General features: G+C 57.6%; 8 protein-coding genes. 1 reads left to right on the top strand and 7 read right to left on the bottom strand.

Annotated elements, in window-relative coordinates; genetic code table 11:
- Positions 1–2: 2 nt before the first annotated feature.
- The 3 genes from LAO76_12825 to LAO76_12815 all read right to left on the bottom strand — a co-directional run bounded on the left by LAO76_12825 (position 3) and on the right by LAO76_12815 (position 9,764).
- Positions 3–500, bottom strand: coding sequence for a tail fiber protein (locus LAO76_12825; protein MBZ5491807.1), 498 nt, complete (start codon positions 498–500; stop codon positions 3–5).
- A 68-nt stretch (positions 501–568) separates the two neighbouring features.
- On the bottom strand, positions 569–1,084 hold the full coding sequence (locus LAO76_12820; GenBank protein MBZ5491806.1) for a tail fiber protein: 516 nt from the start codon (positions 1,082–1,084) through the stop codon (positions 569–571).
- Positions 1,085–1,166: 82 nt separating this feature from the next.
- Entirely contained in the window at positions 1,167–9,764 is an 8,598-nt protein-coding gene (locus LAO76_12815) for a DUF11 domain-containing protein (protein ID MBZ5491805.1), read from the bottom strand.
- Positions 9,765–10,198: 434 nt separating this feature from the next.
- Between LAO76_12815 and LAO76_12810 the strand changes: the two genes are divergently transcribed.
- Positions 10,199–10,768 (top strand): hypothetical protein, encoded by a 570-nt coding sequence (locus tag LAO76_12810; GenBank protein ID MBZ5491804.1) that lies wholly within the window; start codon positions 10,199–10,201, stop codon positions 10,766–10,768.
- Here LAO76_12810 and LAO76_12805 read toward each other — a convergent pair.
- The 4 genes from LAO76_12805 to LAO76_12790 form a co-directional block, all read right to left on the bottom strand.
- Positions 10,765–11,424 (bottom strand): Ig-like domain-containing protein, encoded by a 660-nt coding sequence (locus LAO76_12805; protein MBZ5491803.1) that lies wholly within the window; start codon positions 11,422–11,424, stop codon positions 10,765–10,767. The genes LAO76_12810 and LAO76_12805 overlap by 4 nt on opposite strands.
- 164 nt (positions 11,425–11,588) lie before the next feature.
- Positions 11,589–12,062: a GNAT family N-acetyltransferase gene (locus LAO76_12800; protein ID MBZ5491802.1), complete on the bottom strand. Its 474-nt coding sequence runs from the start codon at positions 12,060–12,062 to the stop codon at positions 11,589–11,591.
- On the bottom strand, positions 12,062–12,376 hold the full coding sequence (locus LAO76_12795; GenBank protein MBZ5491801.1) for a hypothetical protein: 315 nt from the start codon (positions 12,374–12,376) through the stop codon (positions 12,062–12,064). The genes LAO76_12800 and LAO76_12795 overlap by 1 nt, the downstream gene beginning before the upstream one ends.
- Before the next feature lie 40 nt (positions 12,377–12,416).
- Complete coding sequence (locus LAO76_12790) at positions 12,417–13,205, bottom strand: hypothetical protein (protein MBZ5491800.1); 789 nt, start codon at positions 13,203–13,205, stop codon at positions 12,417–12,419.
- Between the last annotated feature and the right edge of the window lie 5 nt (positions 13,206–13,210).

Here is a 13,210-nt window from a genome sequence, read left to right as displayed (position 1 = left end):
CTTTAGTTTTGCGAGGGGAATATCCCCTGAAGGGCAATGATGAAATTGAGCACGAGGTAGGGCGACATGTTCTCATGCGGCTGGCTGCCTCCGGTGTTGCCGACGCCCGCCGGATTCATGGCGGCGTTGGAGGAAGTAGCATAATACCCGGTGACGTGACCCCACAGATTGGCACCGGCGCCGGAAGCAGTAGGCGGATCAGTGTCATTGCCCGTGGGCGTATGCGTGTGCGCGGGAAGTTCGCTAATGGTAAGCGTGTGTGCCGTCTGTCCCCCCTGTTCTCCCAGCGTGAAGCCGCTGCCAAAGTGATTTGGGATGCGACCCTGAAGGTTAGGCAGGGCAAAGTTTACCCGCCCATCTCCTCCGTAGGTGGTACCCAGAAGCGAGAACAAGGCCTGGTTCTGGTTGATGGGCAGCAACTGGCCGTTGCAGAGCGCCCAGCCCTTGGGTGCAAAATTGAAGCTCACAATCTTGATTTCCGACAAAAAGGGTGTTGACATTTTCTCTCCTTGACGTTTTGCCGGGACCGCAGTCCCTTGGCCGCCAGACAACCTACAGCAACGTTACGTTACGTTTGGCTCGGAAAGATCCCAAACAAAGAAATGATGAAGTTGATCACCAAGTAAGGGACCATGTTGTCATGCGGTTGAGACCCGCCGGTCGATCCGATGGCGTTGGCTCCCATGGCGAGCGTGGGTGCGACGCTGGCGTAGGGTGGATTGGTGGCCAGCTGCGCCCAAACTCCGCCAGCAGGACCAGCTTGCCCGCCCGCTCCGGAGTTGCAAAGCGGCGGATGGCTGTGCGCCGGAATTTGCGATGTGGTGAGCGTGACTGCCTCTACGCCGGCCGCTTGCCCGATGATGTACGACGATCCGCCGCCGTTACCCATGTGGACCGGGACACGGCTCGCCAGGTTAGGAAGGTTGAAAGTTGTCTGTCCGTCACCGCCGTATGTTGTGCCGATCAAATTGAAGAGCACGTCATTTTCGGAGATGGCAAGCGTTTGTCCCTGGCAAAACGCCCAGCCTGCGGGAGCGAAGTTACCGGCAAACATCCGAATTTCGCCTACATAGGGTGTTCCCATTCTGCATTATCTCCTGTCTGTAAAACCGCTGTATGTATTGCGTGGCCCCGCAAGCCCTGCCCGGGCTTGCTGCGTTCTTTTTTTATTGCACGACTAAATTGAAACTGGTTGTAGCGGTAAATCCTGTGCTGGTTGCTGTTATGGTAACCGCAAAAGTCCCTGTCGGCGTGCCAGGAGTTGGCGGGGGGGCTGGTGGCGCTACTCCGCAGCCGGCTATCGCAAGCAGAAGCACCAAGCCGAGTATTATGAGCATGGATCGAAGCTTCACCCGTTTCCTGCGTTGCCCGAAGCCCGCCAGTACCATGCCGAACACAGGAAATACAAACATGGCGTACAGCGATTTTCTTCCGGCTGCGCCGGGACGCGCCGGAGCTAAGAGAGACGCGGTTCCCCTGGTGGTGAAGATTGAAACTGTCATGGCAGTGGGTCCGGGCGTGACTGCAGGATCAATCGAACCCGGACTGAAGTTGCAGGCGGAAGCAGCCGGCAGTCCGCTGCAGCTGAACGAAATCACGCCCAAAGTGGGATCGGGAGCGTCCACGTTGATCACCATGTTCGCGGTATTACCGTGAATTACGGTGACGCTGCCTGACTGAGGCGTCATTATAATTGGCGGCCCCAGTGAAACCGTATCCGTGGCCGTATTGTTTGTTGGATTCACGTCACCGCCGCCGGAAACCACGGCTTTGTTCGTGAACGTGTTTTGAATATTCTTGGGAATATTCACCGTCAAGGTGATTGCAGGATAGCTACTGCCCGAAGCCAGAGCGTCTGCTCGCGTGCAGGTAAGCGTAGCCAGAGTGCAGGTCCACCCAGTGCCGCTGAGAGCGGTTGGAACCGGCGGATTCGTTACTGCCGGCAAAGTATCAACCACGGTCACAGTACCCACTGTGGGTCCGAAGCCTACGTTGCTGACCGTGATTGTCCACACCGCGCCCGTCTGGCCGCGTGTGAAGGTACCAGAATGAGTCTTGGTGATAGCGAGATCCGGAGCAAACACGTCAATTGAAGCAGTAGCCTGATTGCCCGATCCCGCGTTGCTGGAAGTCACGGTTCCAGTGGTGTTCACTTTGTGGCCGCCAGTCGTGCCAACCACATTGACAGAGAAGGTACAAGAGCCGCCTGCCGCAATCGTGCCTCCGGAAAGGTTGACCACGGAGAAGCCGGAGACCGTTCCGGTTGTGATCGTGCCTGCGCCGCATGATCCGGTAAGTCCATTCGGGTTTGCTACCGCAAGACCTGCCGGCAGTGTATCGCCGAATCCGACTCCGGTCAGCGCCACGGTCGCGTTCGGATTAGTAATGGTGAAGCTCAGCGATGTCGAGCCGTTCAATTGAATGCTGGCCGCGCCAAACGCCTTCGCAATGCTCGGAGGTCCGATCACCGTGATGCTCGCCGTGTTGCTGGTCGCGCCAGCGCCGCTCTCAGTCGATGAGATAGGCCCGGTCGTATTGTTCTGCACTCCCGCTGCGATGCCCGTGACATTCAAGCTGATGGTGCATGAAGCGTTCGCAGCCAGAGTGCCGCCCGTCAAGCTGATTGAGCCCGATCCAGCGGCGGCGGTTACCGTGCCGCTGCAGGTAGTAGCCAATCCGTTCGGCGTGGCAACCTGCAAGCCTGCGGGCAGCGTGTCACTGAAAGCGACGCCGGTGAGCGCAAGCGATGTGTTCGGGTTATTGAGCGTGAAGGTCAGTGAGGTGTTTGCACCAACCAGAATGCTGGCCGCCCCAAACGCCTTGGTGATCGTCGGCGGCGTAGCTACAGTCAGATTGGCTGAGGCCGTGTTGCCCGTTCCGCCGTTGGTTGAAGTTACGTTGCCTGTGGTGTTGGTATAGCTGCCTGCCGCTGCGCCGGTTACAGTCACGCTGAACTGGCACTGGCTATTCGCGGCAATTGTGGCTCCGGATAAGGCGATACCAGTTGGAGCCGTCGTCGTCAGCGTTCCACCGCAAACTGTGGCAGAAGCATTGGCGACCGTCAGGCCTGTTGGCAGCGTGTCACTAAATGCCACGCCGGTCAGCGACACTGCGTTAGCTGTGGGATTCGTAATGGTGAAAGTCAGCGAAGTTGTGGCATTCAGGGCGATGTTGCTCGGGCTGAACACCTTGGCAATCGACGGCGGCGCAACGACATTGATGCTGGCTGAGGCCGTTCCGCCTGTGCCGCCTTCGGTCGAAGTCACGTTACCCGTGGTGTTGTTCTGTGTGCCGGCGGCAATGCCCGTCACGTTCACTGAGAACGTGCAGGAGCTGCTCGCCGCAATCGTTCCACCGCTCAGGCTAATCACGTTCGTTCCCGCAGTAGCAGTGATCGTGCCAGCACCGCAGGTTCCCGTGAGGCCGTTCGGGGTTGAGATCACCAGGCCCGCAGGCAGAGTGTCGCTAAACGCAACTCCGGTCAGGGCCGTGGTCGTGTTGTTGTTCTGGATGGTGAAGCTCAGGCTGGTCGAGCCATTCAGCGGAATGCTGGCCGCGCCGAACGCCTTGATAATGACCGGTGGACCGGTCACCGTGATTGATGCATTCGACGTATTGCCCGTGCCCGCCTCAGTTGAGGTTACCTGGACGCTGTTATTCTTCACGCCCGCGGTGGTGCCCTGCACATTGACTGAAACCGTGCAACTGGCGCTCGCCGCCAATGTCCCGGCGGAGAGACTGATGCTTCCCGATCCTGCAACTGCTGTGGCTGTTCCGCCGCAAGTGTTGTTCAAGGCGTTGGGCGTTGCCACTACCAATCCGGCCGGCAAATTGTCTGTAAAGGCAATCCCGGTAAGCGCCAGATTAGTGTTGGGGTTCTGGATGGTGAACGTCAGCGAAGTTGTTCCGTTCAAAGGAATGCTGGCCGCGCCAAAAACCTTGGTGATTGAAGGCGGCGTGGCTACGGTCAGATTGGCTGAAGCTGTATTGCCCGTTCCGCCGTTGGTGGAAGTTACATTTCCAGTGGTGTTGGTATAGCTACCCGAGGCTGCGCCCGTTACCGTCACAGAGAATTGGCACTGGCTGTTGGCAGCGATTGTGGCGCCCACCAAGGAGATACCTGTCGGAGCTGTGGTTGTCAGGGTTCCGCCGCAAACTGTGGCGGAAGCATTCGCCACCGTAAGACCTGTCGGCAGCGTGTCAGTAAACGCTACGCCGGTCAGGGCCACGGCATTGGCTGCTGGATTGGTGATGGTGAACGTCAGAGAAGTTGTGGCGTTCAGAGCGATGCCAGAGGGATTGAATACCTTGGCAATCGACGGTGGCGCAACGACATTGATGGAGGCCGAAGCTGTTCCGCCGGTTCCGCCCTCGGTTGAAGTTACGTTGCCCGTCGTGTTGTTCTGCAATCCTGCCGCAGTGCCTGTGACATTCACGGAGAATGTGCAGGAGCTGTTGGCGGCAATCGTTCCGCCGCTCAGGCTAATCACGTTCGTTCCCGCAGTGGCCGTGATCGTGCCGGCACCGCAGGTTCCCGTGAGGCCGTTCGGTGTCGATACCACCAGGCCCGCAGGCAACGTATCACTAAACGCGACTCCGGTCAGGGCCGTGGTCGTGTTGTTGTTCTGGACGGTGAAGCTCAAGCTGGTCGAGCCGTTCAGCGGAATTGAAGCCGCGCCGAACGCCTTGATAATGAGCGGCGCACCAACCACGGTAATCGAAGCGTTGGACGTATTCCCGGTTCCGCCTTCGGTCGAAGTCACCTGGACGCTGTTATTCTTCACGCCCGCAGTCGTTCCCTGGACATTGACTGAGACAGTGCAGCTTGCGCTCGCCGCCAATGTTCCAGCAGAGAGGCTGATGCTTCCCGATCCTGCGACCGCTGTTGCCGTGCCGCCGCAGGTATTGTTTAACGCGCTAGGCGTTGCCACTACCAAGCCAGCCGGCAGATTGTCAGTAAAGGCAATCCCGGTAAGCGCCAGATTAGTGTTGGGGTTCTGGATGGTGAACGTCAGTGAAGTTGTTCCGTTCAAAGGAATGCTGGCCGCGCCAAAAACCTTGGTGATTGAAGGCGGCGTGGCTACAGTCAAATTGGCTGAAGCGGTGTTGCCCGTTCCGCCATTGGTCGAACTCACGCTCCCGGTGGTATTGGTGTACTGTCCGGATGCTGCGCCCGTTACCGTCACAGAGAACTGGCACTGGCTGTTGGCAGCGATTGTGGCGCCCACCAAGGAGATACCTGTCGGAGCTGTGGTCGTCAGCGTTCCACCGCAAACCGTAGCGGAAGCATTCGCCACAGTCAGCCCTGTAGGCAGCGTGTCTGTGAACGCTACACCAAACAATGAATCAACGTTGGCTGCTGGATTCGTAATAGTGAACGTGAGTGAGGTGGTCGCGTTCAGCGCAATCGTCGAAGGATTAAATACTTTTGCGATTGACGGAGGCGCTTCCACATTCACGCTGGCAGAGGCTGTTCCGCCAGTTCCGCCTTCGGTCGAAGTCACATTGCCGGTTGTATTGGTCTGCTGTCCAGCCGCAATGCCGGTCACGTTCACTGAGAAAGTGCAGGAAGCGCTGGCGGCAATTGTTCCGCCGCTCAGACTGATCACGTTCGTTCCCGCTGTGGCCGTGATCGTGCCAACGCCGCAGGCGCCAGTAAGGCCGTTCGGCGTAGAAACAACCAGGCCTGCAGGCAGAGTGTCACTGAAAGCGACTCCGGTCAGCGCCACTGTGGTGTTGGGGTTCGTAATGGTGAAACTGAGTGAGGTTGAGCCGTTCAACGGAATGCTGGAAGCACCGAAAGCTTTCGCGATGGTCGGGGGAGCTACAACCGTAATTGAAGCATTGGATGTATTGCCCGTGCCGGCATTGGTCGAACTCGCCTGCACGCTATTGTTCTTTACGCCCGCGGTTGTTCCCTGGACGTTGACTGACACTGTGCAGCTTGTGCCCGGAGCGAGCGATGCGCCGCTCAAAGACACGGACGATGATCCAGCGACGGCGGTGGCCGTGCCACTGCAAGTGGTGTTCAGATTGTTCGGAGTGGCTACCACCAGGCCTGCCGGCAGGTTATCAGTAAAGGCAACGCCGTTCAGCGTCAGGTTCACGTTGGTGCTGCTCAGCGTAAACGTGAGTGAAGTAGTGCCGTTCAGCGGAATCGTCGCCGCGCCAAACGCTTTGGCGATGGTCGGCGGATTAATGACCGTAATATTTGCAGACGACGTATTGCCATTACCCGCGTCCGTGGAAAGAATCTGAACGCTGTTGGTGTAGTTGTTGTCCACCGTCCCGGTAATATTCACGGAAATCGTGCAAACTCCAACCGGCGTAAGGTTATTGCTGAAGCTGATGCTGCCTGATCCGGCCACGGCCGTAACCGTGCCTCCGCAGGTATTAGTTACGCCAGGGGTTGCAGCCACTTGCAATCCAACGGGCAGAGTGTCGGTAAAGCTACCGTTGATGGCCACAACGTTTGGATTGTTGATGCTGAAATTCACCGTGGTCGTGCCGTTGACTGGAATCGTGGCCGCGCCAAAGCTCTTGACGATTGATGGCGGCTCCAAAATCACAATGCCGACGTTGGCTGTTCCGCCGCTGGAAGCTCCCAATCCGGCCGTCGCAGTGTAAGTAAATGTGTTGACTGTGGGCGTGCTTGTGATTACGAACGTTCCGTTATAGCCGCCAACGCCTACTCCGGAAATCACAGCCGTTTCGCCCGTGGCGAATCCATGCGCGCCGACCGTTGTTATCGTGGCAGTCGTGCCCGCTTCTGTGGCACTCGAAATCAGGCTGTCCAGGGCCAGGGCCGTGCCCTGGTCCACGGTGGCGGTTGGATTGGCGCGTCCTGACGTGCCACCCGCATTGAAGGTTGCGGTGGCCTGGGCGCTCGCGTTCAACGTCTGCGAGAGCTGTCCAGCCGGAATCGTCCCCAGCGGCCCCGGCGCAAACGTGATTGGCAGTCCGACGATTTCGTTCAGGTTTCCAACCAATGCCGCGCCATTGCCATGGTTGTCCTTGCTCATGTCGCCCGTGAGCGTGGTGCTTCCATTGATCTTGATCTTCTCCTGGCTTGCCTGATGCGTCAGCACGATGAACGGGTCAAAGCAAACCGCGTTCGTATTAACCGGCGCCGGGCAGGTGCCGGCTGCGGTCACGATGGTGCTCGAAGGCACGTTCGTTCCCCACCAGTTGTTCGTCGCCGTTACCTGGTTCCCGCCTGTAGCGGCCGTAACGTTCACAAGATTACTGCTGGCGGGATTGTGCGTCGCGCTGTTTCCCGCAAAACGGCTGAAGTTGATCACAACCGGGCCAATGCCGGTGCCGCCGCCGGTAAAGACTCCGCCGCCGTCGCCCGCCGTGCTGTTCCCGGTGATCGTTACCTTGCTCAGCGTCATACCATCGGAAGCCTGGTTTGCAATGCCGCCGCCGCCCGCATTGTTGGCGGAAGGTCCTTCGTTTCCAGACGTGTTGTTGCTGATGATCGTTCCGCCATCGATTAGCAGCGTTGCCTGGTTGTTAATTCCGCCGCCCATGCCGGTAGCCGTATTCCCTGAGATGGAGCCCCCGGAAATGTGGCTTTGGGGCTGCGTGTGCTGGCCGGAGAAGAACAGTCCGCCGCCCGTAGGAGTTACGGCTCCGGCGGTGTGCGTGTGATTGGTCAGGACCTGGACGTTGCTCATCACAATGTGGGAGCGCGCGTCAATCACGCCGCCGCCGCCATCACCGCAGCAGACCGCCGTCGCGTTGGAAATCGCCGTGGCGTCGTTGTTCTGCACGATCACATTGGTTAAGGTGGCGAAGCCCGTTCCGTTCAGGGTGTTGAACATCGTAAAGCCGCCGCCTTGGCCATCCGTGACTGCGTTGTTCTGGATCGTCACGTTGGTCATGGTCAGGGTTGCATTGCCCGAGCCTGGTGTGCCGTTGCCGCCTGTATCGAAGTCGAAGGCTCCGCCAAATCCATCCTGGAGAGTGCAGCAATCGCCGCGGTTGTTTCCGTTCTGGATCGTCACGCCCGAAACGCTCACCGTAGCATTGGTAAAGGAATCAATGTCCTGGTTGAACGAGATGACCTTGTCCACGCTGGTGGCCAAGGTCGTTCCGCCCTGGATAATGGTTGTGGCCTGTCCCGCGCCGACGATGTTGACCGAATCCTGCACTTCCAGCGTTCCCTGCTGCGACGTGTGGTGGTCCGCCGCATTTCTGGGCCGGGTCAGCGTGTAGGTTCCCGCTGGAACGATGATCGTATCTGTGCCCGTAGCGGCATTCGCTTCAATGATCGCTTCGCGCAAGCTGCACTGGCCGGGCGTGGCGGCTGCGCATGCCCCCGCGCTCAGCGTGTCATTCGTCGTGTTCACCGTAAAGGTTGGGTCGGGCAGCGGCATCAGCACAGAAGGCGCGCTCTCGCCCTGGTGGATCGATAGTATGCCGGCGCGTCCGTCAATGTTGGTGCGCGCGGGAATCGCCACGAGCGGATTGCCTGAATACGGCCGAGAGGAAAGCACTGCCGGAGCAAACGTGGTCGCTCCCGCCTGCACGTCAGGGTGCTGAACCACAGTCAACAGTCCGGTTGAACCATTGAGCACCATCACGTCGTCCATCTGGTGGTCGGAAATTCTGGTGCGGAACAGCACCGGCGGCTGTCCGGCCGCGAATGTCGCTGCGGCATTGATGTCTTCTACGATCTTCCAGCCCGTGGCCGGAAAAACCCTGGACGGCAGCAGCGGGTTTGCTTCTGTGCGCCGCTTGCCGGATTGGCCCAGCGCCTTCAATTCATCGGCACTGTAAGCCCGTGGATCAAACTCGTTATGCGCGGCAATGTGGATCGTGCCGTCTGCAGTCAGCAGCGCCAGTTGCAGCGCCGGGTTGCGATCGATCACAAAAGTACCTACGGCCAGCGCGCTGGCTGTAATCGGCAATGAAACCTGTTGCAGCGTCATCGTCTGCGCGCGCAGGATCTGCACCTTGCCGCCGGCCAAAAACGCCAGATCGTTGCCGCCATCGCCAAAGTCACCGAAGGTCAGGTTGGAAGCCGCGCCGCCCAGGGGAAAGGCCGCTACCGGATCCAGTCCATCCTGGCTGCCGTTGAAAACGGCCAGTTCAGGGCCTGACGAACCGTTAATTCCCAATATCACCTGGCTAAAGGCATTGCCGCGGCCAAGGTTGCCGCCCAGCATCGCCGTAACGCCGCCAGGAAGATCGACTGCTTGTGGCGCTGCGAAATTGCCTTTGCCATCGCCGACAAAAACATAAAGCGCGCTGCCGCCTTTGGCCGCGATCACCAGATCATTGTGTCCGCTGGCGGTAAAATGTCCCACCGCCACAAAGTCTGGATTCATCGGCGTCGCCAGCGTGGAGCTCTGCGCCAAAAATGGCGCCGGGAACTGGCCATGCGCAATCGCCTGAAATGACGCATCGCTTTGCGGCGCAAACGCGTCCAGATTGCCGCGCTGAATGCTGAGGTGCCCACTGTAGCCCACAAGCAGGTCAGCGATACCATCCTCATCCACGTCGCCCGTGGTCAGCGATAAAGGCTGAGCCCCAGCCGGCGCTACAGCTGCATGCCCGTTCAGCAGCGCTGCGCCCGCAGACGCACCGCCTGCCTGCATGGGCAGCTGTTGCCTTTCACCGAGCCAGATTTTTGGCCCGGTCGGCTGTGCCTGCGGCACCTGGATGGGAGCGGCAAGAGCAACTGTTTGCAAAACAAAAACAACGATTACAGCAAGGATGGCAATAGAGCAGACGCGCAAACAAATCCCATGCTTCACGGGACGTTCTCCTGGCACACGCAGAGGTGTGGGTTAAAGGTGGCTGTTCAGGGGGTTACTTCTGTTAATCCGTCGTTAACAGTGACACAAAAAACCGCTTCAATTACCCATAGGGAGACTTTGTAAGTTGATCCTATCCACGTACTCTGCTGCCCAGCTGAATTTTTGTCAAGAGGAAAAGATACCTGTAAGGGCTGAAAGTAATGGTTTTAAGGGCAAATTTTGGCTCTGGGTTATGCAAAACATTTACCAGCGCGGCGGATTACCGCTGGTTTGAAAGATTGAAAATTCCCATTTAAAAAATCGGGTATTTAGGCTATAAACTAATTCCCCCAATCCTTTTTTCCGGTGCCCATCTTCCGGTTTCACAGTTTCCGGGTTCCCAGGTTAGACCAGCAAGAAGTTCGCTAACGTTCGCTAAGGAGAAGGTGAACATGGCAATTTCACGACGGATATTCTTAGGCAGTAGTGTGGCTACAGCTCTCGCGTGTGTTTCTGCGCCATTGGCGGCTCTGGCCGGCGGCGGCAGAGTTTTACCCCGCGAAAATGATTTGCCGAATAGAAATAGCGGTTCGACCGGCAATATCGCCCAAATCTCGGCAAAAATACCCGAAACGCTCGAACAGCGCTATGGCGGCATCGCCAATATTTCCCGCAACTCTTTTGCCGGAGCAATCGGCTCCGCGTTCAAACTCAGCAGCGCTTCCGGAAACACCGCGCCGTTTTGGCTCACGCTGCTTTCGGTAACCGAGCTGAGTGCGCCTGCGGCAATGAATCCTGCATCCATGGCGGTACCTCCTCCTGCAGCCGCCAGGCAGGCAATAAGTACTGACGCGTTCAATCTGGCATGGTTTGGCGGTCCGATTCACAACGTTCAACAGGGGACCTTTTTTGTTGAACACCCGCACCTTGGGCAATTTGCTTTATTTATTGTTCCTGCCGGACCGCAGCAGTACACGGCTATCGTCAATCGCTTGCAGACGAAAACTGTTTTGCCGGTTTAACGCATTCGCACCGAAATTCGTCCTTCCATGGTCTCGACTGGGCCGGCAGGAGGCGTTCGGCTCGTGCCGATGGGTTGTGGATATGGCACTTCCACGCGAATCAAAAATGGCGGAGCTGCACAGTCTGTAGTATTCACCGCTATCGTAGTCTTACCGGGAGCCACCGCTGTTACCAGACCCTCATTGCTCACAGTAGCTACCGTTGGATCATTGGAGAGATATGTCGTCTTCGTGGATCGACTGATGTTTATCTTATTTCCGTCATTGAAGAGCCCATAGGTAATAATTGGAGCGTCATCGCCGACACCGCTGAACTTAAGAATCGCAAGCTCTACCGTCAGAAATTGGGGAGCATCGGGTCTTTCCACATCCACCGAAACCGAGTCGGCATCCACATCAACTCCTGAAGCCGTTCCCGCTGCTGTTATGAGGTGCTTGCCAGGCAAGGCGTCCGGCGCCACCGAGACCGTGAACCGCAGAGGAGACGGTGTGGATTCGCCGAAACTCAAAGCCGCATCGCCCCAGACGGCCATGTTTTGTACGGAAGGATCTGCGGCCAGCGTCACCGTGATCGACTGCCCAGGCCTCACGACTGTCCCTTCAACTGGCGACGTAATCTGCAAGAGCGGCTGCTGAGCATGATCTGTTGCTTCCATCGGTAATCCGAGGAATAAGACTAGGCCGACTATCAGTAGCTTTTCTCCGCGCATCATTACTCTGGAAACTGAATGAGACAGCTTCCTTCATTGATTGTGCCCGCTAGAGTGCAACACTGGAAACGGCACTATTGGTCAAGGTCACGGGTAACGTGATCTATCGCTTAGCTTGCGCATTGCAGCAGCAGGTGAAAGCCCTCTTGCTGGATTACGGTGAACCCGAGCCGTTGAAAAAGCCGCAATGAAGGATTGAACGTTTCCACGTAGATGCTCATGGGTTTGCGGGCTTCTTTTGCTTCCGCCATGATCTGCCCCAGCAGAAAGGAGCCGGCGCCCCGGTTGCGATATTCCGGCAGGAGCGTAATGTCCAGGATGTGAAACTTCTCACCCGAGCGGTCTAGATACAAACGGCCGGCGTCAGTTCCTTCAAGGCAAATAACTTCGTGGGTGGCATGGGGATGCTGCGCCGCATAATGGTTTTTCTGCGCCTCGTACTGCATGCGCACAAACTGCTGCTTCTGCTCTACTGTCCACGGGACCTGCGCCAGTTCCTGCTCGCGCGTGCTGCCATACACTTTCAGCAGGAACTCATTGTCTGATTCCTGCACGGCGCGAAGTGTTATTTTGCCGGCGGCCATCACGATTTGCGAAAGCGATGGAATACCGCTTCATACATCGTTCCGTCTTGCTGATCGGCGGAAATCGGCGTGAGAAAGATTTCGATCTCGCCCAGCTTTTCATGTTCCAGGCGATGGGTGCGCTGGTCCAGCCGCGGCCGGAATGGACCGCGAAAAGAGAGTGAGAACAGCTCCATCTTCGGCGACTGGTTGGTCTCGACTACATCCGCCAGTTCGAGCGTGACCGGCTCATTATTGTCCTGATGGACTTTAAATTGACTGTGCAGATGCTCGCGGAAAAGCTTTGCGTTCAAATCGTCCAGAGGCGTGGGCATAGGGAACACACAGCCTATGCAACACGTTCGCCAGTGTCAACTACTGAGCGGCTTTCGCTAATTTAGCTGTGCCCGTTTTTGCCGCGACGCCCTGCCGAATGGTAAATGCGACTTCAGGATAAGTGGCCGCGACTTTCAAGTTTCCGCCGCGAGAAAGCGCAGCCGGAGCTTTCAGCCCCGCAACGCGATGCCCGGTCGCCTGATCGGTCAGAAAGAACATCAGCGTCGCATTATTCGATAGCGAACTCCACAGCGGATCGTTGGTGAAGTCAGGCAAGTCCATGACAAAACTTCCGTCCGCATCCACCGTTGCCTTGGTCACGGCAAGAGGAGAGATTGACAGGCCAGGAACGGAAAAGAATTTTCCCGCCCAGCGCACCACGTACATTGATTCCACTTGCAGCACCTGCCCGCCGGGAGGCAGCGCAACTTTTCCGCGCAATTCAACAGTCGGCAGCTTTTGGCACTGGAAGTCGCCCTGCCGTGTGCTGCTCGCCAGATCCTGGGACGTAAAGGTTATGAACTGGCAGCCCGGCGCGTAGGCAATGGCATTGAATGTCTTTGGCGTGCGCCCTGCGGAGTCGGCATGAATCACCAGTTTGTCACTGCCCGCCGCTGCCGCCGTCGATGACCAGCGCACACCTGACTCGTCAGTGAGAAAATAACGCACCTGAACGTCTTTGGCCGTGGTGGGCGGCGCAACCGAGATGGTGAAGATCGTATCCGCTGGATTGGATTGCGCTGCAGGAGTTCCAGTCTGAGCTGTGAGGGAACTTCCCGCAAGGGACAAAATAAAAACAAGAAGAAAACCGCGTGCTACTGCTGGCATATCCG

The organism is Terriglobia bacterium (assembly GCA_020072645.1).
In the GTDB taxonomy this organism is placed as follows: Bacteria; Acidobacteriota; Terriglobia; order Terriglobales; family Acidobacteriaceae; genus Angelobacter.
The sequence above is the reverse complement of the archived record's forward strand: the minus strand, read 5'-3'. Positions and strand labels throughout refer to the sequence as shown.